Annotated in this window: 20 protein-coding genes; 16 read left to right on the top strand and 4 right to left on the bottom strand. The window is 42.2% G+C overall.

The window, feature by feature from the left end; all coding sequences use genetic code 11:
- Positions 1-46: 46 nt before the first annotated feature.
- Positions 47-607 (top strand): elongation factor P, encoded by a 561-nt coding sequence (gene efp, locus AWM75_RS02455; RefSeq protein WP_067977815.1) that lies wholly within the window; start codon positions 47-49, stop codon positions 605-607.
- Between the two features lie 42 nt (positions 608-649).
- Here efp and AWM75_RS08545 read toward each other — a convergent pair whose 3' ends face one another.
- Positions 650-1,216: a DUF1189 family protein gene (locus tag AWM75_RS08545; protein WP_234946630.1), complete on the bottom strand. Its 567-nt coding sequence runs from the start codon at positions 1,214-1,216 to the stop codon at positions 650-652.
- A gap of 320 nt (positions 1,217-1,536) precedes the next feature.
- On the opposite strand from AWM75_RS08545, the gene AWM75_RS02445 reads away from it, so the two are divergent.
- The gene (locus AWM75_RS02445; protein ID WP_067977811.1) at positions 1,537-2,145 is read left to right on the top strand and encodes a superoxide dismutase; all 609 of its coding nucleotides are present in this window, start codon (positions 1,537-1,539) and stop codon (positions 2,143-2,145) included.
- 41 nt (positions 2,146-2,186) lie between these two features.
- Here AWM75_RS02445 and AWM75_RS02440 read toward each other — a convergent pair whose 3' ends face one another.
- Positions 2,187-4,865 (bottom strand): YfhO family protein, encoded by a 2,679-nt coding sequence (locus tag AWM75_RS02440; RefSeq protein ID WP_067977809.1) that lies wholly within the window; start codon positions 4,863-4,865, stop codon positions 2,187-2,189.
- 121 nt (positions 4,866-4,986) lie between these two features.
- Between AWM75_RS02440 and AWM75_RS02435 the strand changes: the two genes are divergently transcribed.
- The 9 genes from AWM75_RS02435 (at position 4,987) to AWM75_RS02395 (ending at position 14,172) form a co-directional block, all read left to right on the top strand.
- Positions 4,987-7,128 carry a penicillin-binding transpeptidase domain-containing protein gene (locus tag AWM75_RS02435; RefSeq protein ID WP_143236698.1) on the top strand — a complete coding sequence of 714 codons (2,142 nt, stop codon included), beginning with the start codon at positions 4,987-4,989 and terminating at the stop codon, positions 7,126-7,128.
- An 81-nt stretch (positions 7,129-7,209) separates the two neighbouring features.
- Positions 7,210-7,365: a 50S ribosomal protein L33 gene (rpmG, locus tag AWM75_RS02430; protein WP_067977804.1), complete on the top strand. Its 156-nt coding sequence runs from the start codon at positions 7,210-7,212 to the stop codon at positions 7,363-7,365.
- A gap of 61 nt (positions 7,366-7,426) precedes the next feature.
- Positions 7,427-8,068, top strand: a complete 642-nt coding sequence (locus tag AWM75_RS02425; RefSeq protein ID WP_067977801.1) for a rhomboid family intramembrane serine protease — start codon at positions 7,427-7,429, stop codon at positions 8,066-8,068.
- Positions 8,069-8,079: 11 nt separating this feature from the next.
- Positions 8,080-9,048 (top strand): ROK family glucokinase, encoded by a 969-nt coding sequence (locus tag AWM75_RS02420; protein ID WP_067977799.1) that lies wholly within the window; start codon positions 8,080-8,082, stop codon positions 9,046-9,048.
- Positions 9,049-9,062: 14 nt separating this feature from the next.
- Positions 9,063-9,464 carry a rhodanese-like domain-containing protein gene (locus AWM75_RS02415; RefSeq protein ID WP_067977797.1) on the top strand — a complete coding sequence of 134 codons (402 nt, stop codon included), beginning with the start codon at positions 9,063-9,065 and terminating at the stop codon, positions 9,462-9,464.
- 256 nt (positions 9,465-9,720) lie between these two features.
- Positions 9,721-12,360 carry a valine--tRNA ligase gene (locus AWM75_RS02410; protein ID WP_067977795.1) on the top strand — a complete coding sequence of 880 codons (2,640 nt, stop codon included), beginning with the start codon at positions 9,721-9,723 and terminating at the stop codon, positions 12,358-12,360.
- A 12-nt stretch (positions 12,361-12,372) separates the two neighbouring features.
- The gene (locus AWM75_RS02405; RefSeq protein WP_067977792.1) at positions 12,373-13,017 is read left to right on the top strand and encodes an HAD family hydrolase; all 645 of its coding nucleotides are present in this window, start codon (positions 12,373-12,375) and stop codon (positions 13,015-13,017) included.
- A gap of 83 nt (positions 13,018-13,100) precedes the next feature.
- A complete protein-coding gene (gene radC, locus AWM75_RS02400; protein WP_234946629.1) occupies positions 13,101-13,781 on the top strand; it encodes a RadC family protein in 681 nt (226 codons plus the stop codon).
- Between the two features lie 190 nt (positions 13,782-13,971).
- The gene (locus AWM75_RS02395) at positions 13,972-14,172 is read left to right on the top strand and encodes a cold-shock protein (RefSeq protein ID WP_067977788.1); all 201 of its coding nucleotides are present in this window, start codon (positions 13,972-13,974) and stop codon (positions 14,170-14,172) included.
- 29 nt (positions 14,173-14,201) lie between these two features.
- Here AWM75_RS02395 and AWM75_RS02390 read toward each other — a convergent pair whose 3' ends face one another.
- Entirely contained in the window at positions 14,202-14,879 is a 678-nt protein-coding gene (locus tag AWM75_RS02390; RefSeq protein ID WP_067977785.1) for a hypothetical protein, read from the bottom strand.
- Positions 14,879-15,448, bottom strand: a complete 570-nt coding sequence (gene mnmM, locus AWM75_RS02385; RefSeq protein ID WP_067977784.1) for a tRNA 5-(aminomethyl)-2-thiouridylate-methyltransferase MnmM — start codon at positions 15,446-15,448, stop codon at positions 14,879-14,881. Before mnmM ends, AWM75_RS02390 begins: the two co-directional genes overlap by 1 nt.
- Positions 15,449-15,644: 196 nt before the next feature.
- Here mnmM and AWM75_RS02380 point away from each other — a divergent pair, with 196 nt between their 5' ends.
- The 5 genes from AWM75_RS02380 to AWM75_RS02360 all read left to right on the top strand — a co-directional run bounded on the left by AWM75_RS02380 (position 15,645) and on the right by AWM75_RS02360 (position 23,804).
- The gene (locus tag AWM75_RS02380; protein WP_067977781.1) at positions 15,645-17,456 is read left to right on the top strand and encodes a muramidase family protein; all 1,812 of its coding nucleotides are present in this window, start codon (positions 15,645-15,647) and stop codon (positions 17,454-17,456) included.
- Between the two features lie 299 nt (positions 17,457-17,755).
- Positions 17,756-20,170: a leucine--tRNA ligase gene (gene leuS, locus AWM75_RS02375; protein ID WP_067977778.1), complete on the top strand. Its 2,415-nt coding sequence runs from the start codon at positions 17,756-17,758 to the stop codon at positions 20,168-20,170.
- Positions 20,171-20,379: 209 nt separating this feature from the next.
- Positions 20,380-21,231, top strand: a complete 852-nt coding sequence (locus AWM75_RS02370) for a pyridoxamine kinase (protein ID WP_067977775.1) — start codon at positions 20,380-20,382, stop codon at positions 21,229-21,231.
- A gap of 157 nt (positions 21,232-21,388) precedes the next feature.
- Positions 21,389-23,089 (top strand): putative polysaccharide biosynthesis protein, encoded by a 1,701-nt coding sequence (locus AWM75_RS02365; protein WP_067977772.1) that lies wholly within the window; start codon positions 21,389-21,391, stop codon positions 23,087-23,089.
- Positions 23,076-23,804, top strand: coding sequence for a pseudouridine synthase (locus AWM75_RS02360; RefSeq protein WP_067977770.1), 729 nt, complete (start codon positions 23,076-23,078; stop codon positions 23,802-23,804). The genes AWM75_RS02365 and AWM75_RS02360 overlap by 14 nt, the downstream gene beginning before the upstream one ends.
- Positions 23,805-23,808: the final 4 nt, after the last annotated feature.

Below are 23,808 nucleotides of genomic sequence, written 5' to 3'. Positions count from 1 at the left end.
ATTATGTTATAATAGATAGGTATTTTAATGATAGAGGAGCGATCTGATGATTTCAGCAGTTGATTTACGATCTGGCAATACTTTTATCCAAGACGGTAAATTGATTAAAGTTTTGGAAGCCAGCCACCACAAACCAGGTAAAGGTAACACAGTTATGCGGATGAAACTCCGTGATGTACGCTCTGGTGCTACCTATGACACCACTTTCCGTCCAGATGAAAAATTTGAAAAGGCAATTATTGAAACCAAGCCTGTTCAATATTTATATAATGATGGTACTAATGAAATTTTCATGGATTTAGAAAGTTTCGAGCAATATGAAATTCCCCATGAACAAGTAGCTGATGAGATGAAATATATCTTGGAAAATATGGAACTAGCTATTGAATTTTATGGTTCTGAAGTGATTGGGGTAGATTTACCAACGACTGTTACTTTAGAAGTGACTGAAACTGAACCTTCAATTAAGGGTGCTACCGTAACTGGTTCAGGTAAGCCAGCTACCCTAGAAACAGGTTTAGTTGTTACTGTTCCTGACTTTATTACTACCGGCGAAAAAATTATTGTGACCACTCATGATGGTGAATATAAGAGTCGGGCAAAATAAAAAAATGATAACAAAAGGCTGTGACGTAATCACAGCCTTTTGTTATGGGCGTAAATTTTTTAACTGCCGAACTCTAAATAGGGTGACAGCGATTAAGATGGCATCTTGAAAGGGAAGCAAACCTAGAAATAAATTTATTAGGCTTAAAATGCACAGGGGTGTAGTCATTGCGAGTAGGGTCACTGACCAGGCCTTTTTTTGGTCTGCTAGTAAAATTTTTGCGATTAAACTAGTAAAAAAGCTAATTAAAGCGAAACGTAGGTAGGCAAAAATAAAAAGACTCAGAAAAACCAGCAAGTAGTTGCTAAGGCGGGCTTGAGTGGCTTCCCTAATCAAGCTAGCCAGGTGGTGGCTGTTAAATTCAAAAGGCAAGCTACCATAATCCTGGCCAGCGGTGATGCCCATGATATCAACTTGTATCTGCTTAGACTGTACTAGAATTTTAGCTTGGGGGACCCGATTACGACTAGGTACTTGGTCAATAGTTAGTTGGTCTGCTGGGTCATATGCTAGGACTAACAGGTCAGTTTTTTGAATATAGGGCTGTGCTTGGTCACTGGTTAACAGTTGACCTTGCTGGCTTGAAAATTCAGGGAGTTTTGCGGCAATTGCTTCCCCGTTTTGATCAAGAATTTGGTAGGTTTGATTGGCTATAAAAAATATGGGAGCGCTCCGATTAGGGCTAGGAGAGCCAGGTAGGCTAAGTTCTGACCTAACTTAAAAGGGGCCTGCTTACTAGCAGTGGTCAGGTTTGTTAAGGCAAGCTTAAAGTGGGTAAAAATATGCATAGAATCTCCTTCTTTATTTAATGTCAATTAATTATAACAGAATTCTGATGCATATAAAGATAGCTGGTCTGAAGCATAATTTTTGAAATCGGTCTCCTAAGTTGGTATGCTTAGATTACTAACAATAAGGAGGATGCTACTATGTCATTTACCCTACCAGATTTACCTTATGCATACGATGCTTTGGAACCTTATATCGATGAAGAAACAATGAAACTTCATCATGATAAGCATCATAATACTTACGTTACTAATGCTAATAAAGCAATTGAAGGTACAGATTTAGATAACAAATCGGCTGAAGAAATTCTGCGTAATTTTGACCAAGTACCAGCAGATATTCAAACTGCTGTCCGCAATAATGTAGGTGGTCATGCGAATCATGCCTTCTTCTGGGAACTATTAGCCCCAAATGCTGGTGGTCAACCTGAAGGCGAAATTAAAGCAGCCATCGAAGCAAAATTCGGTTCTTTTGCAGACTTCCAAGAAGCCTTCAATGGAGCAGCAACCGGTCGTTTCGGTTCAGGCTGGGCTTGGTTAGTAGTTAATGCTGAAGGTGAACTTGAAATTACCTCAACACCTAACCAAGATTCACCATATATGAATGACCAAACACCTATTATTGGTTTAGATGTTTGGGAGCATGCTTACTACTTGAAATATCAAAATGTACGTGCTGACTATGTTAAAGCTTTTTGGAATTTAGTTAACTGGGAACAAGTTAATAAAAATTATCAAGCAGCTAAATAATCAGCTATAAAAAAAGCGCCAATTTAGGCGCTTTTTTTTAGTTAATGATTGCTCCTTCTACTTAGGTAAAGCTGGCTAAGAAGTATTAATAGGGATAGGACAGAGATAGCTATGCCTAAATTTAAGCCAGGCGGCCAGTATGAAATCTCCAATTGGTGGTCACCAGCTTGGCTTAAGTCAAAACCAAGCCAGGCACCCTCGAAAATAGGAAAGCTGTCGACAATTTGACCATGGTCTTTGATAGTCCAGCCATCACTATAGGGGACGGTCATTAGACCAATGGGATGGTTAGCATCATTTTTAAGCTGACCACTAATTTGCTGGTTATTAAAGCGCCCAATTTGGATTGCCTGGCTAGAGAGTTTACTAGCCATCTCGTTCACTATGTCACCATCTAAACTATAAAGGTTGAGGTCTGAAAGTTGGATGGTATCCTTGAGCACTTCAATTGTAAAAGTAATTTGTTCCCCTTTTTGCCCGTTAGCAATATTAATAACTTGTGTGGTTTGGTAAGATTTTTCATAAGCCAATGGTTCACCATTCAGATAGTAGGCGACATCCTCCTCGTCCAAGTCACCAGGCAGGGTCAGGTAATAGGCCTGGTCACTGGCTGGGATAATATCCAAGTGGATTTTATAAGATAAATCTTCGCCTTGGCGCTGGGGATTTCTGCGATAGAAAGTATTTACTAATTGATCGTTATCGGACCGAATATTTTCCAAACGTAATCGGGAAAAATTAGCCACTTGAAAATTATTTAATTGGTAGACAGGTGTCTGGTTAACCGCACGTCCCATCATCAAATCTAAAATTTGGTCCTGGTTAATAATCGGCTGGTTAGTTAATTGAAAATCTTTAATACCGGCGGGTACCGCATATACTAGGCCTAGGGCATTTGGATTTTGTTGGATGGTAAAGTGATTATCCTTGGCTACTTGCGGATAGCTAGCTAGGTCAGCGCGTTGACTGTTTATTTGATTAATAATTTCTATATGGGCGTGGCTATTGGGTCTTGCCAGGTACTTCAGCCCAAAGAGGGCATCCATGATTAGACTACCGTTAGTATAGGCGTAGGCCCCTGAGGTTGTGGGCTGGCCAAGTTGGCCAAAGAAGTCTAAGCTAGCTTGCTCTAGCGTAGAGTTAAAGTGGCTAAGGCCAAAGTAGGCTAATTGCATGGGATCATTTTTGGTTCTTTCCATGCTAGTTTGCAAGCGATAGAAGGGTTGTGGATCCTGGGCTTGCACTTGGTCTATCAGGGGTTGAGTGGCTTGTATATAAGCAGAAACTTCACTGTGACTAAGATAAGAGATGCTGTCCATACTAGCCACTGTATTCGCAGCCATTTCACCGGTGGTGAGGGCTAGAAGGGCTAGGCTAGCTAATTGCATGTTGCGGTTAGCCAGGGCAAATATCGAGAGACAAGCGAGGTAGGCTAAGCACGTCAGGATTAAGGCCCAGGAATGTAGGTAGCTAAATTCCTGGATATTAAAGGCTAGGTAGGTCAAAGCTAGACCAAGCAAACTACCAATAATTAATAAAAATCTTGGTGTGATAGCGGGCTTTAAAAGTAAACTGCGAAAACCGAGTAGGGCTACCATAAAGACGAACACAAAAGAGAAGCGATAGGGGTACCAAATAGGATATTGAAAACCGTGCCAGACCATGTCGAGTGCCTTGAGATTCATTGAGAGTAGTAGAAAACTAACAATAATCAAAGCTGTTAGTCGTTCAATCCAAGCAATTTTACGATTGGTAAAGTAGGTGGCTAAGGCGATAATAGCAAGGGAGCCCATATAAATGTTAGGCAGCCCCTCCGGCATCTGATCAAAGTTAAAGGGACCGATAACCAATTTAGATAGGAGATGGGCTGGCGGATAAGCTAGCGAAAAATCCCAATCAATATGGGTGTTAGCTGTCTTACTAGCTGATAAGGCCTGCCAGGTAGGTAGCAGCAGCCAGGCCGTTAAGCCGGCGCTTATGAGGGAGTAGCCAGCAAAGCGACCAGCTTGTTGGCCCAAGTGTCGCCAGGAAAAATTAGTCTGGGACAGGTAGCGGCTGACATAATAAATGAAATATAGGATTAGAAAGAGGCAGACCATGTAGCCAATATAGTAATTGCTAATAATTAAGGCAGCCAGGCTAAGTACATAGGGCCAGGCCCGTCTGCCTGCCAGTAGCTCCTCTAGGTACATGACCACTAGGGGTAAAAATATTAGGCCATCCAGCCACATTAGATTAAAATGGTTGGCGGAAACAAAGCCACACAGACCATAGATTAGTGAAAAAGCTAAACTAGTTAGCTGGTAGGACTTGAAGAGTCGGCCCAGCATCAGTTGGAAAGTGAGGCTGATACTGGCAATTTTAAGGCTGATAATCAGGGTAACAGCGACTGTTAGCAAATTTTGGGGAAAGAAAAGGAGGAGAACCATAAATGGACTCATCAAGTAATAGGACCAGGTACCAACCATTTCTCCCCCATAACCTTTTTGAAAGCTATAGAATATTTGGTCCCAACTGCCGCGTAAGGTATTTTGATAGTAGCGAAAGAAGTCAATATATTGCTGACCTAAATCAACGGTATAGGGCGTTTGGTCACCAAAGGGGAAGACGCCACTAGTGATAAAATATAGTCCTACAATTAAAAAGGGGAGCAAAAATGACAAAAGTAATATGGTTTTAGGCTCACAAGTAAATTTGGACAGTGCTTTTTTTAAGGACATAAGCCAGCTCCTCATAAAGTTTTAAAGCTAGCATACCACAGTTAAAAGTGATAGCAGTTAAAAATAGCTAATATCTTAAGAAAAGCTTTGAAAGCTTTTTTTTATACAAAATTTTGATATAATGACTGTTACGAAAGTGGGTGAAAAATTGAATCAGCCAATACCACCAAAGCGTCGTTCAGCCCATTGGGAGCGGTATTTAGGACGCTTTAACCTTTTGCTGGCAATTATTGCTTGTTTGTTTATTATTCTTGTTTTACGCTTAGGCTACTTGCAAATTGTAGAAGGCCAAGCCTTTCAAGACTTGGTTCAATTAACTGAAAGAAATATTGCGAAAGAATCCGTGCCTCGGGGACGGATTTTAGACCGTAATGGTCAAGTTTTAGTTGACAACGAGGCGCTCCAGGCCATTTCTTATACGAGAGGCCCCAATGTCTCCGGTGAAGATATGGTAAAAACCGCTAACAAATTAGCGGAACTCATTAATATGAGCACCGATGACTTGGAAGACCGGGACTTAAAGGATTACTGGGCTGCTGCTAATATGGAGACCCTTAATGATCGTTTGGATGAGGATGAAAAACACTTGAATGGTGGCGAACTCTACCAGGCGCAGTTGGACCATATCAGTGACCAGGATTTACAATTTAGTGATAAAGAAAAGCAGGCCGCAGCCATTTACAAGCGGATGAATTCTGCTTATGCCTTGTCGACAACATTTATTAAAAATCGCGATGTTACTGATGAGGAGATTGCCCGTGTGGGAGAGTATGCCAGTATTTTACCAGGCGTTCATGCCTCGACTGATTGGCGGCGGTCTTATCCTAAGGGGTCACTGCTAAGATCAATCCTAGGATCCGTATCATCTAATCGAGAAGGCCTACCCAGCGAAACGGCGGATGCTTATCTGGCTCAAGGTTACGCTCGTAATGATCGTGTCGGTACTTCTTATTTGGAACAACAGTATGAGCCCTTGTTATCTGGCTCTAAGGCCATTCTTGAAACAGAAATTAATCCTAATGGCGAGGTTGTCGATACTAAGCAGCTTTATTCAGGTAAGATGGGGGATACCCTTGAGCTAACGATTGATACAGACCTGCAGGAGCGATTAGAGGCTATTGCTGAAGATTATCTGCGGACCCGCAGCTATGCTGGTAATAATGAGATCTATATGATCGCCACCAATCCCCAAAATGGTGACGTATTATCTATGGTCGGTAAGCATAGAACATCTAGTGGTGATATCCAGGACAATGCCCTAGGGACTATTAACTCATCATTTGCCATGGGGTCCTCAGTCAAAGGGGCGACTGTCGCTGCTGGCTACTATTATGATGTTATTTCAACAGAAGACAATGTCATTACTGACGAGCCACTCTATTTTGAAGGCACACCACTCAAGGCTTCCTGGTGGTATACCTACAATAATGATAGCCGACCACGTGATTTGAATGATATTAATGCGCTTGCTGAATCATCTAATATTTATATGATTAAGTTGGCCATGGAGATTGGTGGCTTGAACTACTATGAGCCTGGCATGGACTTAGGCGGCCTGTATCAAAACCTCTACAATAAGTTACGCTATGTTTATGCCCAATTTGGCTTAGGTGTTGAAACAGGTATTGATTTGCCCCAAGAAGGAACTGGTTTTAATGGCGGTATCGGTGATAATCCAGGTAATGCCTTGGACTTGTCTTTTGGCCAGTTTGATACCTATACCCCAATGCAGCTAGCCCAGTATGTGGCGACAATTGCTAATAATGGGGTGAGAATTGCCCCTCATCTCCTGAAAGAAGTTAGAGAGGAAAATCATGATGAGACGCCAGGCCAAGTGCTTTATTTAGCTCAGCCCCAAGTGCTTAACCGGGTGACTATCAGCCAAGAGGAACTGGCCCGGATTCAGGCTGGTTTCCATGCTAATGTGAATCGGAGTAACGGTTTGGCCTATAGCCAGTACCAGGGTTTTAATGTCGAGGTAGCTGGTAAATCAGGAACGGCCGAGCTAGGCGAGGTGGGTCTGGAAAATTCTACCTTTGTCGGTTATGCGCCTTATAACAATCCTGAGATTGCGATTGCCATCGTGATTCCTAACATTAATACTAAGGTGCAGGAATCTTCGGCCCAAGTGTTGAGTCGTAGCGTCTTTGATGCTTATTTTAACCGGGGGCCAGTTCAAGTGGCTAGTGGTGAGACAGAGGCTAACGCTAACCAGTCTGCTGATGAAACAGAAGAGGTTGCCGGTACTGAGGTTAGCGATTAGTTAACCAAGTTCATTTTGCATCTGCTTATCAAATGTGATATACTATTCTAGTATAATTTTTAAAAGTATGGAGGAGAACGAATGCGCGTTAATATTTTAATGGAAAACACTGAGTTAAAAGGCGAACGTATCTACTTAACTGAAAAGAATCGTCGTAATAACCCAGACCGTTTAGAATTAAAAAAATATAGCCCTAAATTACGTAAGGTTTGCTTATTCCGCGAAGTACGTAAATAGAGATTGAGCCTAAGCGACTTGGTTGCTTGGGCTTTTATTATAAGCTCGGAAAGGAAAATCAATGAGGGAAAAAAACTATGTCACTTGGGCCTTCCTAGCAATTCAGCTACTGGTATTTTTATTAATGGAGATCCAGGGGGGATCAACATCTAGTCTAGTCCTGCTACAGTTTGGGGCCCGGTCCAATTTGTTAATTGATATGGGCCAATACTGGCGTTTAATTACACCAATCTTTATCCATATTGGTTTTAGCCATCTTTTAGTCAACTCGCTGACCCTTTATTATCTAGGCAGTTTAGCAGAGGGAGTTCTCGGTCACTGGCGGTTTGCTCTCTTTTATCTCTTGGCAGGCCTAATGGGTAATGCACTTTCCTACCAGTTTAATCCTGGGGCAATCTCAGCAGGTGCTTCGACTTCATTATTTGGCTTATTTGCTTTATTTATTGCCTTGAAGCGGATTTTTCCTAACCATTCGGGTTTTCAATACCTAGGCAGCCAGTATCAGGCCCTCTTATTGGTTAACTTGCTAATGAATATTTTTATGGGCGGTGTAGATATTTGGGGCCATCTTGGTGGTGCCTTGGGAGGTTTTTTGGCTAGCTATTATATGCTAGGGCGAACTGATGCTTTAAGTAAATGGCAGCGCTTAATTAGTTTCGTGCTATATTGGGCAATCCTTGTTATAATATTAGTAATTAACTAGGAGGTTAGATTATGGCAGATAAAGTTATTGGCATTGACCTAGGCGGCACTAGCGTCAAATTAGCTGTAGTTGATAGTCAGCGACAAGTACTTGACCAATGGTCGATTCCTACTGATGTTTCCGACCAAGGTCAGCATATTGTCAATGACATTGTAGCTACTATTATAGATAGACTAGGTCAACTTAATTTAAGTTTGGATGAGATTAAAGCAATTGGTATGGGGTCGCCTGGTACCATTGACCACGATCTAGGCCAGGTAAAGGGGGCCTACAACTTAAATTGGCAGGACAGCCAACCTGTTAGGCAGGCCATTCAGGAGGGCCTGGGCCGTCAACTGCCGGTCGCCATTGAAAACGATGCTAATGTCGCAGCTATGGGCGAGCAATTCCTGGGCGCCGCTAAGGATTGTCCCGATATAATCATGGTCACCCTGGGAACAGGTGTTGGTGGCGGTGTTATTGTAGATGGCCATCTAGTTGTTGGTATGGGCGCAGCTGGAGAGGTCGGCCACATGTTTGCGCAAGCAGATGGTTACCAATGTACCTGTGGCCAAACAGGTTGTTTGGAAACGGTGGCTTCGGCTAATGGGATAGCGCGTTTAGCCGCAGATTTACATAAGGATTGGCAAGGTGCACCATCATCTCTAGCAGCTGCTTATCAAGCTGGTCAAAAAGTGACTAGTTACGATTTAGTCCTAGCTGCTCAGGCTGGGGATGATTTTGCTGACTATGCTTTGGAAACTAGCTTAACTTATCTAGCACACTCACTAGGACAAATGGCTAGTGTCACCCATCCTCAAGTCATATTAATTGGAGGCGGCGTAGCTAATGCTGGCCAGTATCTATTGGATAAGTTAGTGCCCCTCTTTAAACAAGCAGCCTATCCGGCAATAGCTGAATCAACTCAGATAGCTATTGCGCAACTGGGCTCTGAGGCCGGGGTTATTGGGGCAGCCTCCTTAGCGTTTACTCTACTTTAGAAGGGAAAGAATGAATGTCTGTTTTTTCATGGATTACTTTAATTTTATGGATTTTTATTATTGCTTACGGTATTTACTGGTTAGTATCTTATTTTTTACGTCGCAATGCTGCTAATGAAATTAGCCAAGAGGATTTTGCCGCTAGTATGCGCCAGGCCCAGGTTGTTGATGTTAGGGAGCCGCAAGAGTTCCGGTCAGCTCATATTTTAGGCGCTCGGAATGTACCTTATAGTCAAATCCACCAAGCTGGCGCACCTGGCTTTAATAAGCGCCAGCCGATTTACTTGTACGATGATGGGGCCCTTTTAGCTAGTCGAGCCGCCCGTCTACTGAGAAAAGCTGGCTATGATAAGTCTCAGCTCTACATTCTTAAAGGTGGTATGGCTAATTGGCAGGGTAAGGTTAAACGCCGTTAGACTTAGTTTGAATAATTAATAAGGTCATGATAAAATGAGTTGAAAAGATTGCGTTAGAGGTTAGGCAGGATGCTGGTTTAGCGAGTGGGAGTTGGTGCAAGCCCACCCAGATACTGTTTATAGTTGCTAGCGAACTGACCAAGTGTCCGGTGCATACCGTTATCAATTGAGTGAATAATAGGTGGTACCGTGCACTGCACCCTATTCTGCAAGGCAGAATAGGGTCTTTTTTATTGAAGAGATAAGGAGAGATAAGATGCAAGAAATTAATATGTCAACGAAATACCAGCCCAATGAAGTTGAGGCTGGCCGTTACCAAGATTGGCTAGCTAAGGATGTCTTCAAGCCTAGCGAGGATCCAGAGGCCGAGCCCTATTCTATTGTTATTCCGCCTCCCAATGTTACTGGACGCCTGCATCTTGGCCATGCCTGGGATGTAACCTTGCAAGATATGATTATCCGTCAAAAGCGGATGCAGGGTTATGATACGCTGTGGTTACCGGGCATGGATCATGCGGGTATTGCCACCCAGGCCAAGGTTGAGGAAAAATTAAGAGCTGAAGAGGGCTTGTCACGTTATGACTTAGGCCGGGAGAAATTTATTGAAAAAACCTGGGAATGGAAAGAAGAATATGCACAAACTATCCGTGACCAATGGGCTAAAATGGGGATTTCAGTTGACTATGACCGGGAGCGCTTTACCTTAGATGAAGGTCTGAATGAGGCTGTGCGGCGCGTTTTTGTTGACCTTTATAACAAGGGCTATATTTACCGTGGTGAGTATATTATCAACTGGGACCCGGTTTTCCAAACTGCCTTATCAGATATTGAAGTTGTCTATAAAGAAGACCAAGGGCATTTTTGGCACCTACGTTATCCTTTAGCAGATGGGTCTGGCTATTTAGAATTGGCGACCACTCGACCTGAAACGATGCTAGGAGATACAGCTGTAGCAGTTAATCCTAAGGACGACCGCTACCAAGACCTCGTGGGTAAGACAGTTATTTTACCTCTAGTTGGTCGGGAAATCCCAATTGTAGCTGATGATTATGTTGATATGGACTTTGGGACTGGTGTGGTTAAGATTACACCCGCCCATGATCCTAATGACTTTGCGGTTGGTAACCGCCATGACTTAGAGCGTATTAATGTGATGAACCCTGATGCTACCATGAATAGCCAAGCTGGCAAGTATGAAGGCATGACGCGAGAAGATTGCCGTAAAGCTATTGTTGCAGATTTAGAGGCTGAAGGTTTCTTGATTAAAACGGAAGATATCACCCACTCAGTCGGTCACTCTGAACGTTCTGACGCCGTTGTTGAGCCACGCTTATCAACCCAGTGGTTTGTAAAGATGGACCAATTGGCTAAAGCCGCGATTGCTAACCAGGATACCGACCAAAGAGTAGATTTTTATCCTGAACGTTTTGAACAAACTTTCCTATCTTGGATGGAAAATGTCCATGATTGGGTAATTTCACGTCAACTATGGTGGGGTCACCAGATTCCAGCTTGGTATCATAAGGAAACCGGCCAAGTATATGTTGGTATGGAAGAACCAGCTGATGCTGAAAACTGGGACCAAGAGCAAGATGTGTTAGATACCTGGTTTTCTAGTGCTTTATGGCCGTTCTCAACTATGGGTTGGCCAGATACCGATTCGGCTGATTTTAAACGCTATTTCCCAACCAATACCCTAGTAACAGGCTATGATATTATCTTCTTCTGGGTCTCACGGATGATTTTCCAATCCTTGGAATTTACTGAACAAGCACCTTTTGAAAATGTGCTAATCCACGGTCTAATTCGGGATAGTCAGGGGCGTAAGATGTCTAAGTCATTAGGTAACGGTGTTGATCCTATGGATGTGGTTAATGAGTATGGAGCCGATTCGCTACGCTGGTTCCTAGCGACTGGTTCAACCCCAGGTCAAGATATTCGTTATAATACAGACCGTTTAGAGGCGGCCTGGAACTTTATCAATAAGATTTGGAATGCTTCCCGCTATGCCTTAATGAACTTAGATGGCTTGACCTATGAAGAAATTGACCTATCAGGAGTCGATTCAATTGCTGATAAGTGGATTTTGACCCATCTCAACCACACCATCCAAAAAGTTACTGATAACTTCGATAAGTTTGAATTTGGTATTGCCGGCGATATTCTCTACCACTTTATTTGGGATGATTTCTGTGACTGGTATATTGAAATGTCTAAAGAGGTGCTTAATGGTGATGATGAGGCAGCCAAGTTAACGACACGCAGTGTGTTGGCTTATACTCTTGACAATATCCTGCGTTTATTACATCCAATTATGCCTTTTGTGACCGAAGAAATTTGGCAACATGTCCCTCATCAAGGGGAGTCGATTGTGACAGCAGCTTATCCTAGCTATCAGGCTGACCAGGTGGATGAGGCAGCAGCCAAGAGCATGGACCAGTTAATTTCTCTGATTCGTGCTGTGCGTCAAGCCCGCAATGAACAAAATGTAGCTTTATCCAAAGCCATCGATATGCTAGTGGAGGCAGATGATCAAGCGACGCTAACCATGTTGGTAGACAACCAGGCTTATATTGAACGCTTCTGTAATCCAGATCAGTTAGAAATGGCAACTGATATCCAAGTGCCTGACCAGGCTGTAACTCTCTTCTTTACAGGAGGTAAGATTTATCTACCCTTGGCTGGCTTTATTGATATCGCAGCCGAGATTGCCCGTCTCGAAAGTGAATTAGATAAATGGCAAAAAGAAGTTGACCGAGTTGAGAAAAAATTAGCCAATGAGAAATTTGTCAACAATGCCCCTGAAGCCGTGGTCAATGGTGAACGCGAAAAGGGACGCGACTATCAAGCTAAGCTAGTTGCTACCCAGGAGCGAATTGCTGAGTTAAAGAAATAAGAGGATTAAGCCATGAAAAAACTCGTGATTTTCGACATGGATGGGACCATGTTTGATACGGAACGTAGCTATTTCCAGGCCAACCAGGCCGCATTTGCTGAACATGGGATTGACTTTAACCAGGAGGATTACCTAGATTTTGTAGGGAAAAGTGATGAAGAAACCCAGCTGGGCTTTGCAAAAATTGCAGGCAGTCCTGAATTGGGAGACCAGATTTTTAATCAGGCCTATAGTCACTATGAACGTTTAATTGCTAATTCAAAAACTCAGGTTAAATCAGGTCTGATGGAGGTACTCCATACCTTAGAGGGACAGGAAATTCTGTGTTATGTTGCCACTAGCTCTAGGCGGCATATTGCGGAACAATTATTGAAAACGGCTGGTATTGACTATTATATTGACGGTTTGATTACAGCGAGTGATGTAGCGGAGCCTAAGCCCGCACCAGATATCTATCTGGCCTGCTTAGAACAAACTGGACTAACAGGTGACCAGGCCATTGTCTTTGAAGATTCATCAATAGGTGTTGAGGCAGCTTGGCGAGCCGGTATTGAGGTAATCATGGTGCCTGATTTGCAAGCGCCTAATGACGATGATCTCCACCGCACCAAGGCCATTGTCGTAGACCTTGATGATGGCCTACCATTTATTAATTAGTTTTAGTACATAGCATTTAGGCTTTAAACCGGAAAAAGAAAAATCCCTCCTCTTTCTCGTATTTATAGATGAGGAGGGAAGCCATGTTACCTAAAATTCATGAACTACCTAATGAAATGAAACCGCGAGAAAGATTAGTGATTAATGGGGAGAGGTCCCTAGCAACTTATGAACTCTTAGCCATCCTATTAGGGTCAGGTAGCAAAAACCGATCTGTTTTGCATTTGGCCATGGATATTTTAAAATCTTTTAATAGCCTCTATGCTCTTAAACAGGCGACTTACCAGGATCTCTTAATGATTAAAGGGATAGGTCCGGCTAAGGCAGTCGAGTTACGGGCGGCTATCGAATTAGGCCGGCGCATTTATGGTGCTAGCCAGGAAAAGATGGGACAAATAACATCAACTGATCAAGCTGGCCAATTTTTTGTATCTGAATTACATGAATTTCAGCAAGAACAGGTTCATGTGATGTACCTTAATACCAAAAATCAAATTATTCGCTACCAGACTCTATTTATTGGCTCACTTAATATGAGTGTCGCTCATCCGAGAGAGATTTTTAGGGAGGGAGTTAGGTTAGCGGCCGCTCGCTTGATTGTGGGTCATAATCATCCATCTGGGGATCCTAGTCCTTCTCAAGCAGATATTAACTTTACCCAAAGGCTAATTGCTAATGGAGAATTAATTGGCATTGAAGTTTTAGACCACATTATTGTGGGGGGCCTAGACTTTATTTCATTAAAAGAAATGGGGCATATGTAGGCTCTGAGCCATATTGCTTGCAGGTAAAAATATTAAGTGTTATGATTATTCATGGTTATTTTGATAGAAAAAACGTTTAATGATTTTATGAAGATGAGAGTTAAAACTAAGCATCAGCGATATTTCAACTGTTTTTACACTAGCAAAATCTCCAATCAATACGTGCAAGTGCACAAGGAGGATATTTATAATGGAACAAGGAACAGTTAAATGGTTTAACGCTGAAAAAGGTTTTGGCTTTATCGAGCGTGAAGGTCAAGAAGATGTATTTGTACACTTTACCGCTATCCAAGGAGAAGGTTTCAAAACTCTTGAAGAAGGACAACAAGTTAGCTTTGAAATTGAAGCTGGCCAACGTGGTCCACAAGCAGTTAACGTAACTAAAGACTAAATAAAAAAGGCCCCGTTGCGGGCCTTTTTTTATTTAGATAATATTTTCTTATTAGCAACTGCCAGGATAAAAGTGACAATGTAAGCTGCTAGCAAACTGATTTGTTGTAACCAGGAAAGGCTGGTTTGCATATTTAGGAGCACTAGTCCTAAGATGAAGCTCAAACAGGCAATAAGTATATATTGTCCCTTGCTAAAAGTAGGGGAAATTTTAACCTTGCCCACTAAGCTGAGAATAAGCAAAAAGGCAAAGTTTAGTAGGAGTAAAGCAAAATTTAGACCGATCAAGCTTAAATCAAGATGGGCAATTTCGTAAAGGTTGATTAGGCCTAGAATCACTGCGGAAAAAACAAACTGACTTAGACAGGGGGCCATAGTATCGCTAAGAATAACTGTGTGGATAATTAATAGGGCAATTAGCAGAGAAAAAGCGACGCCTAGAGAAGCTAATTTAGCAAAGATCAATATTAAGCCAAGACATACAACATCTAGAAGCAGGAAGTGTTTAAATTCATGCAAGCAATGCAGGTAATATTGTTGGCTACAGAGGTTAAAAATTAAATAGTAGCTGGCGGTTAAAATGAGGGCTAGCAGATAAATTGGCCAGGACATCATATCAATACGGCAGAAGTCAAATAGAACCGGTAAGCAGACCGTAAAGGAGAAGCACAAGTAGAGGGCAATTTGGCTGAAGCTTTTTAGAGGCATTACTTTTTCCTTTCAATAATAAATAATTTGGGTGGCTGGTTGGCCTGGTTTAAAAAATTAAATTCGCCAACATTAAAATGTGCTTGGTCAATATTGGCTAAAAGTTGCTTAATGGCACCATGTTCAGCCTGGCCACCTGGATGGCCAAGATAACTGGCAATTAAAATAAGGCCTTTGTTGGCAAGTAAATCGAGGCACTGGCTTATGGCCTGACAAGTAGAATCGGCTTGGGTAATAATCGTTTTATCAGCCTTGGGAAGATAGCCTAAATTAAATATAACTAGTTTTAATTGGCATTGGTCAGGTAAATAGTCCTTGATTTGGCTATGTGAAGCAAGGAAGAACTGGTGAGGTACATTTCCTAATTTATTGTCGGTTAGGCGTTGCTCAGTATTAGCTAAGGCTTGGGATTGGATATCAAAACCGTAAAGCTTTCCCTCTCTACCTATTTGCCTGGCTAAGGCTAGACTATCATGACCATTTCCCAGGGTAGCATCTAATACCTGGTCGCCTGGATTAACCTGACTTTTTATAATCGCTTGGGTGATTTGGGTAATATTGGCGATCATGAGCATCCTCCTAGTAATTTTGCCTAGCATTCGGCCATATATAAAATATATTATAGCAAGCTTTCATTACAGATTCATTACGAATATTAAAATATTACTAAATAGGGAAAAGTTTATCTTTTTGTGAGTTCCAAGTCTTATTGGATATGGTAAGATTGACCCATGAATCACAAATTAGGAGGATATTCAGTCCAAAATGACATCCAAGCAAAAAAATTATCAAAAGGCGCTCACAACGAGTGCTATCCTTTTAGGATCAGCCCTAGCAGTCCACACTGCTAGCCAAGAAATGAACCAAGTACAAGCCAAAGATTACCAATATACCAATCTAGCTAGCCACCAGGTTAACTTCTTAAACAAAATTACCGGTCACGCCCAAGAATTGGCTAGTCAAAATGACCTCTATGCTTCAGTCATGATTGCCCAAGCTGTATTAGAATCAGGTTGGGGATCGAGTCAGCTGTCGCAAGCACCTTATAATAACCTATTTGGTATCAAGGGTGCTTATAAGGGTCAAACTGCTAATTTTAAAACCTTAGAAGATGATGGGTCAGGAAACTATTATGCCATTGTTGACGGTTTCCGCCAATATCCATCATACCGGGAGTCATTGATTGACTATGTAGGTGTTTTGAAAAATGGTCCCAGCTTTAATGCCAACTACTATGCAGGCGCTTGGAAAAGCAATACTAAATCATACCAGGATGCGACTGCTTGGTTAACCGGCCGTTATGCAACTGATACATCATATGGTCGTAAATTGAATAGTATTATTCAAGCGAATCAGCTTACCCGATTTGATGTGCCAGGTGTTGCCTTGACTTCAAATAGTAAACCGGCGTCAGCAGGACAAAAGTCACATGGGGAAAAAAACTATACCGTCCAAGCCGGTGACGGCCTGTATACGGTTGCCCAAGAGCTAGGCACCAGCGTTAGTGAATTAAAAGCCCGTTATGGCTTAACATCTGACTTAATCCATCCTGGCCAGGTCTTTTCAGCAGCTGCTAGCCAAGCTGGTCAAGTGACGCAACCAAGCCAGGCTAAATCTAGCAAGTCCTATACAGTTCAAGCCGGTGACGGCCTGTATACGGTTGCCCAAGAGTTAGGCACCAGCGTTAGTGAATTAAAGGCCCGTTATGGTCTAACATCTAATTTAATTCATCCCGGTCAGGTTTTCTCAACTTCTGGTAGTCAAATTGGACAGACTAGCCAAGCTAACCAAGCTGGTCAAAGTGAGTCTACTAAGACCTATACCGTCCAAGCCGGTGATGGTTTGTATACGGTTGCCCAAGAGTTGGGCACCAGTGTGAGCGAATTAAAAGCCCGCTATGGTTTAACATCTGACTTAATTCATCCTGGTCAGGTCTTTTCAGCAGCTGCTAGTCAAACAAGCCAGCCAAATCAACTTAGTCAAGCTAATAGCTCTAAGACTTATACCGTCCAAGCAGGCGACGGCCTCTATACGGTTGCCCAAGAATTGGGAACCAGCGTGAGCGAACTGAAAGCCCGCTATGGTCTAACCTCTAACCTGATTCACCCTGGCCAAGTTTTTACTAGTGGCAGTCAGGTAACTAGCCAGCCTAGTCAAGCGACTGGCTCAGCTTATACAGTTCAACCAGGGGACACCTTGTGGAAAATTGCCCGGCAAAATGGTTTGACTGTGGACCAACTAAAGGCCATGAATGGTTTAGAATCTGACCAGATTTACTTGGGTCAAGCCCTAAACTTTACTGGACAGCCGGTTGCTAGCCAGCCTAGTCAAGCAATTAATGCGCATGTAGATCAACCAGAGGTAACCAATCCGGTTCAAGAGCAGCCAGCTAGCCATACGATTTCTCAACCAACTAGCAACCAAGTACAACAAACTTATACTATTCAAGCAGGCGATAATCTTTATCGGATTGCCCAAAACAATGGCGTTAGCTTAGATGATTTGGTAGCTGCTAATGGTTTTGAAAACGAACAGGCACTAATCTTGCCAGGTCAAGCAATTACTATTCCGCAATAAAATTTGAGATTTTAAGTGATTCGTGGTAGGATTAGTCTAATATTAGATAAAAAAGTTTGCCTAGTAGGCAGGTTTCTGGTCATTAGCGACTATGCGGGTGGTGCAAGCATAGCAAGGAAACCGCTGAACTCAGCAAAGGATAACATGTGAAAGCCCTGGGTATAAGCATGTCGTTACGCCAACGTTATCGGTAAGATAAGTATAATGATAGGTGGTACCACGCTGAGTCGTCCTATACATCTTTTTTGAGATGTATAGGACTTTTTTTGTTTAATATAAATATAAAAAAGGAGAAAAAAATGGTTTATAATCACAAAACAATTGAACCCAAATGGCAAGCCTTTTGGGCAGATAATAAAACTTTTAAAACTTCTGAAGATCATAGTTTACCCAAATACTATGCTTTAGACATGTTCCCATATCCATCAGGACAGGGCCTGCATGTCGGCCACCCCGAAGGTTATACGGCGACAGATATTGTCAGCCGGATGAAGCGCGCCCAAGGCTATAATGTACTCCATCCTATGGGTTGGGATGCTTTTGGCTTACCAGCTGAGCAATATGCCTTGGATACTGGTAATGACCCGGCAGAATTTACAGAAAAAAATATCGATAATTTTACCAGACAAATTAAATCACTTGGTTTTTCATATGACTGGGACCGGGAAATCAATACGACAGATCCTGAATACTATAAGTGGACGCAGTGGATCTTTACAAAATTATTTGAAAAAGGTCTAGCCTATGAAGACGAAATTATGGTGAACTGGTGTGAGGCGCTTGGAACAGTACTAGCTAACGAGGAAGTTATTGACGGCCTGTCAGAACGTGGCAATCATCCCGTTGTGCGCCGACCAATGAAACAGTGGGTTCTAAAAATCACTGCTTATGCTGACCGTTTACTGGATGATTTAGACGATTTAGATTGGCCTGAATCAGTTAAGGAAATGCAGCGTAACTGGATTGGTCGCTCACAAGGGGCCAAGGTTAAATTTGCGGTTAAAGATTTTGACCAAATCATTGAAGCCTTTACAACACGCCCAGATACCTTATTTGGTTCTACTTTTATTGTCCTAGCACCTGAACACGAGCTGGTTAGTCAAATTACTAGTTCTGATAACCAAGCTGCGGTAGCTGCCTACGTTGATCAAGCCGCTAAGAAATCTGACTTGATGCGGACGGAACTGGACAAGGAAAAAACTGGTGTATTCACTGGTGCCTATGCCATTAATCCATTTTCAGGTAAGGAAATGCCTATCTATATTGCGGACTATGTCCTAGCTAGCTATGGTACTGGGGCTGTTATGGGTACACCAGCCCATGATGATCGGGACTATGCCTTCGCTAGAAAATTTGATATTGAAATTATCCCTGTTGTTAAGGGCGGCGATATTACTAAGGAAGCTTATACTGGCGATGGCCCGCATATTAATTCGGGAGACTTAGACGGCCTTTATGAGGCGGATGCCATTGCCAAGGCAATCGACATGCTAGAGGCGCAAGGGGCTGGACAAAAAGAAGTGACCTACCGCTTGCGTGACTGGATTTTCTCTCGCCAACGTTACTGGGGTGAACCTATTCCAATTATTCACTGGGAAGATGGATCAACTACTGCTGTTCCTGAGGAAGACTTGCCGGTGACCCTACCCAAGGCCGAAAATATTCAGCCGTCGGGCACTGGTGAATCGCCATTAGCTAATATGACAGATTGGTTGGAAGTCATTGATCCGGAAACTGGTATGAAGGGCCGTCGTGAAACAAATACCATGCCACAATGGGCAGGTTCTTCCTGGTATTTCTTACGCTACTGTGATCCTCACAATCAGGAGGCCTTAATCTCAGAAGAAGCAGCTAACTACTGGATGAATGTGGACCTCTATATTGGTGGTGCCGAGCATGCGGTCTTACATTTACTGTATGCCCGTTTCTGGCATAAATTCCTTTATGATTTAGGTATTGTAAAAGAGAAGGAGCCTTTCCAAAAACTCTATAACCAGGGTATGATTCTAGGTGAAGGTAATGAAAAAATGTCTAAATCTAAAGGAAATGTTGTCAATCCTGATGATGTGGTCAACCAATATGGGGCTGATACCCTACGCCTGTATGAAATGTTTATGGGACCTTTGGACGCTTCAATTGCCTGGTCAGAGTCTGGCCTTGAAGGGGCTCGTAAATTCCTAGACCGCGTCTGGCGGCTACTAATTGATGAAGAAGGTAGACTGCGTGACCGGATTACCACAATTAATACTGGCGACCTGGATAAGGTCTACAATGAGACGGTTAAGAAGGTCACCCAGGATTATGAAAATCTTCACTTCAATACAGCAATTTCGCAAATGATGGTATTTGTTAATGAAGCTAACAAGGCAGAATCTATTCCATATGACTATGCCAAGGGCTTTGTCCAATTATTAGCGCCAATCGCACCTCACTTGGGGGAAGAATTGTGGGAACGCTTAGGCAATGAAGGCGGCATTTCTTATGTAGCTTGGCCTGAATATGATGAGGCTAAGATGCAGGACGATAGCGTGGAGATTGTCGTCCAAATTAACGGTAAAATTAAGGCTAGAATGACCGTTGATGCCGGATTGGCTAAGGAAGATCTTGAGGCGGTTGCCCTAGCAGATAGTAGTATCAAAGCTGAATTAGCCGATTTAACGATTCGCAAAGTTATTGCGGTTCCGGATAAGCTAGTTAATATTGTTGCTAACTAATTTTTACATTATAAATAATAAGACTTGAGCCCGGGGTCTATGCCCCGGGCTCTTACTACTATATGACTATTAACAAAGGGTTACTCTTTACAGTTAAGTATATGCACTTGTCTATTAAATCTGGTACCTAGTTTTTTAGTGTTTTTGGTGCTATTAACCATACCAGTTTTGTGCTAAGATGCTTTTAACTTATGAATGAGGTGACTTTAATGAAAAATGTATTAATTATTCATGATATTTCTTGCTATGGTAAATGTTCAACAACGGTGGCCTTGCCAATCATTTCTAGCATGGAGCTAGCAGGGACCATCCTGCCTACTTCTTTACTATCTACCCATACAGGCCCCGAATTTGAAAACTTTACCTTCCTTGATTTAACTGATGAAATGCCTAAAATCGTTGACCACTGGAAGGCTTACGATTTACGTTTTGAAGCGATTTATATCGGTTATCTGGGCTCAATCAAACAAATTAAATTCTTAGAAAAAGAGATTCCTAACTTGCTTAAGGAAGGGGGCCAAGTAATTCTTGACCCGGTTATGGCTGATGGTGGCAACTTCTATTATGGCTTTGACCAAGCTTATGCTGATGAAATGCGGCAATTGGCCAAATTAGCTGATGTGTTACTACCTAACTATACTGAAGCAGCCAAGATGTACCAACTTGACTATAAGGATGGTAAGTGGAATCAAGCAGATATTGACCAAGTCCGTGACCTAGTGGCTGAGGAGACGCCGGCTTCACTAGTCTTAACTGGTGCGGGCTTTGATGGAGAAAAAACAGGTGCTTTTTATTACGATGTGAAAGATCAAAGCCAGGGTCTAATTCAAGCTGACTATATTGGTGGTGCCTACCATGGTACCGGCGACATTTTTGGATCGATTCTAACTGGCGCTCTAGTCAATGGTAGTAGCTTGGTTGAGGCGGTACAATTAGCAGTCGAGAGTGTACCTAAGGTCATTGAGCGCAGTATCGCTTTGGAGAATACAATGCAAGAAGGTTTAGCTTTTGAGGAAATTCTAGGTGATTTAAGCCAGTATGTACGGGATTTAAAAAATTAAATATTTAAATAAGCCAACCGAGCCAGGGATACTATTGAGCTATCCCTGGCTCGGTTTTAATTTTGACTGATATAATTTTTATAAAACTTAGAGCAAAAGTTGTGAAGTGAGGTGGATTTGTCTACAATAATAACAAGATAGAATTGGAGGAAAACTTGTGAAATCAAATAAACCAGCAACTAGTGCCCAGGATCGCATGACCCAGGGGTCGGCCTGGATGTCTATAGCTAGTTTGCTATCACGCATACTTGGCCTACTGTATATTATTCCCTGGATGTCCTGGATGGGCACACCAGCCGAAGCTAATGAAGCGCATGCCTTATATAATATTGGCTATAATTATTACTCCTTGTTTTTAGCGGTTGCTGTGGCTGGCGTTCCGTCAGCTATTGCTAAGCAAATGGCCTATTATAATGGCCGCAATGACTATAAAACTTCTTACCGTCTCTTTAAAACAGCCATTGTTGTTATGTTAATAACGGGAATTATAGCGGCGCTTCTACTGTGGTTTTTAGCCCCTGTTTTTGCTAGTGGTACGCCAGCTCGTAATTTAGCGGATGCAGTCGCTGTTATTCGGTCGCTAGTGCCCGCTTTAGCGATTATTCCCTTACTGTCAATTTCAAGAGGATTTTTCCAGGGTTTTCAAGACATGAAACCCTCTGCTATTTCACAAATTACTGAACAAATTGCCCGAGTTATTTATATGCTTGCGGCTGTTTATATGATTAGGGTAATGAGCGGTGGGGCTATGGTATCGGCAGTGACTCAGTCCACCTTTGCAGCCTTTATCGGTGCAGTAGTGGCTTTAATCACTCTGGCTTTTTACGCTTGGCGCAACCGGTCTGACTATTACCATCCTAATCAAGCTAGTCTAACGTCCACAGACCAGGTATCGAGTCTACATTTAATTAAAGAAATAGTTATTGTTTCAATACCTTTTATTATTACTAATTCAGCTATTGAATTTTCAAAAATAATTGATACTAACACTTTTATGCCAATTATGACTCGGGTTAGTAATTTATCACCAGCCACTTTAATTGACCAGTATTCAGCCTACTCAGCTAATGCTAATAAGTTGATCCAGGTTATTATCTCTTTAGCTGTAGCAATTTCTGTGACGTCTATACCAGTCATCTCCAACAGTTATGCAAAAGAAAAATTAGCTCCAAGTAAAGGGTCAGATGAGCCACTGAAAGAAACCAAGCAATTAATTTTCCATAATATGCAGCTTTTCAGTTTGATTATGTTACCAGCCTCTCTAGGCATGGCGGTCGTGGCTGAACCAATTTATAATTTGGTCTTTGCCTATGACCCATTGGCTACTAGCTACTTGCAAATTTCATCCTTTATGGCAATTATTTTAGGTTTGTTTTCTGTATTAGTTGCGACACTGCAGGCAATGAACCGTAATATCCAGGCTGTTTTAGGCTTGGTGGTAGGACTAATCCTTAAATTGCTTTTGCAGTACCCACTTTTAGCCTTATTCGGCACACCCGGAGCCATGTATGCTACCAGTATCGCCTTTTTAGCTATATCTATTTACTATTTGTATGATATGAAAAAATTGCTCGGTATCAAGATGAGCCAACTAGTTGCTAAAACGTGGTCGATTGTTTGGGTTAGTATACTAATGACATTAGTGGCTTGGCTTACCTTTAAGGCCCTTCATTTCTTTACAGGTCCTACCAACTTACTGGGTAGTCTTTTACAAATCTTGGTCGTTGCTCTAGTCGGCGGCTGGGTTTTTCTGGTCGGCACCCTTCACTACCGTAAATTAGACTTGTTGATAGGAAATAAGGCTGATCAACTTAGAAAGCTTTTAGTTATTGAAGGAGTTAGCGATGAGACTAGATAAATTAATTAGCCAACAGACCATTTATTCACGTAAGGAAGTTAAAAAGCTGATTAGGGCGGGTCGCATTACGGTAAATGGGCAACTAGCCCAGGGTCCCAATCAACATGTTGACGAGGTCTTGGATACTGTCAGCTTGGATGATGAATTTATCCAATATGAGCCTTATATTTATTATTTACTCAATAAGCCAGCGGGCTATATTTCATCAACTAAGCCGGGACTCTATCCGACAGTAATTAGCCTTTTAGAGGAGGAGATTGAGGCAATCTACCAGCCTTTCCCGGTAGGTCGCCTTGATGTTGATACTGAGGGCTTATTATTAATTACTAACGATGGTGATTTAGCTCATCAGGTGACCTCTCCCCGCCATGAGGTGGAAAAGGAATACTATGCAGAAGTTTTAGGTTTAGTGACCGAGGCTGACCAAAAGGCCTTTAAGCAAGGGCTTGATATTGGCGAAGACCAGAAAACTAAACCTAGCCAACTGTTTATTGATGGCCTAGACCAAGACCGGCAAATTTCTTATGTTCGGGTTATTTTAACTGAAGGTAAGTTCCACCAGGTCAAACGTATGTTTGAAGCAGTTGGTAAAGAAGTTAGCTATTTAAAACGTATCCGCATGGGTCAATGTCTACTACCAGATAACTTGGAAATAGGGGAATATTTGCCGCTATTTCGCGAAGAGGCTTATCAATTATTTTTAGATCAAGCCTAAATAT

This window comes from Aerococcus urinaehominis (assembly GCF_001543245.1).
In the GTDB taxonomy this organism is placed as follows: domain Bacteria; phylum Bacillota; class Bacilli; order Lactobacillales; family Aerococcaceae; genus Aerococcus; species Aerococcus urinaehominis.
Note: the sequence above shows the minus strand (reverse complement) of the source record. Positions and strands in the feature narration are given on the sequence as shown.

Excerpts from the sequence above, each read along its gene's own strand:
- efp (WP_067977815.1), top strand. The coding sequence starts at position 47 with ATGATTTCAGCAGTTGATTTACGATCTGGCAATACTTTTATCCAAGAC.
- AWM75_RS02445 (WP_067977811.1), top strand. The coding sequence starts at position 1,537 with ATGTCATTTACCCTACCAGATTTACCTTATGCATACGATGCTTTGGAA.
- AWM75_RS02440 (WP_067977809.1), bottom strand. The coding sequence starts at position 4,865 with ATGTCCTTAAAAAAAGCACTGTCCAAATTTACTTGTGAGCCTAAAACC.
- AWM75_RS02435 (WP_143236698.1), top strand. The coding sequence starts at position 4,987 with ATGACTGTTACGAAAGTGGGTGAAAAATTGAATCAGCCAATACCACCA.
- rpmG (WP_067977804.1), top strand. The coding sequence starts at position 7,210 with ATGCGCGTTAATATTTTAATGGAAAACACTGAGTTAAAAGGCGAACGT.
- AWM75_RS02425 (WP_067977801.1), top strand. The coding sequence starts at position 7,427 with ATGAGGGAAAAAAACTATGTCACTTGGGCCTTCCTAGCAATTCAGCTA.
- AWM75_RS02420 (WP_067977799.1), top strand. The coding sequence starts at position 8,080 with ATGGCAGATAAAGTTATTGGCATTGACCTAGGCGGCACTAGCGTCAAA.
- AWM75_RS02415 (WP_067977797.1), top strand. The coding sequence starts at position 9,063 with ATGTCTGTTTTTTCATGGATTACTTTAATTTTATGGATTTTTATTATT.
- AWM75_RS02410 (WP_067977795.1), top strand. The coding sequence starts at position 9,721 with ATGCAAGAAATTAATATGTCAACGAAATACCAGCCCAATGAAGTTGAG.
- AWM75_RS02405 (WP_067977792.1), top strand. The coding sequence starts at position 12,373 with ATGAAAAAACTCGTGATTTTCGACATGGATGGGACCATGTTTGATACG.
- radC (WP_234946629.1), top strand. The coding sequence starts at position 13,101 with ATGTTACCTAAAATTCATGAACTACCTAATGAAATGAAACCGCGAGAA.
- AWM75_RS02395 (WP_067977788.1), top strand. The coding sequence starts at position 13,972 with ATGGAACAAGGAACAGTTAAATGGTTTAACGCTGAAAAAGGTTTTGGC.
- AWM75_RS02390 (WP_067977785.1), bottom strand. The coding sequence starts at position 14,879 with ATGCCTCTAAAAAGCTTCAGCCAAATTGCCCTCTACTTGTGCTTCTCC.
- mnmM (WP_067977784.1), bottom strand. The coding sequence starts at position 15,448 with ATGATCGCCAATATTACCCAAATCACCCAAGCGATTATAAAAAGTCAG.
- AWM75_RS02380 (WP_067977781.1), top strand. The coding sequence starts at position 15,645 with ATGACATCCAAGCAAAAAAATTATCAAAAGGCGCTCACAACGAGTGCT.
- leuS (WP_067977778.1), top strand. The coding sequence starts at position 17,756 with ATGGTTTATAATCACAAAACAATTGAACCCAAATGGCAAGCCTTTTGG.
- AWM75_RS02370 (WP_067977775.1), top strand. The coding sequence starts at position 20,380 with ATGAAAAATGTATTAATTATTCATGATATTTCTTGCTATGGTAAATGT.
- AWM75_RS02360 (WP_067977770.1), top strand. The coding sequence starts at position 23,076 with ATGAGACTAGATAAATTAATTAGCCAACAGACCATTTATTCACGTAAG.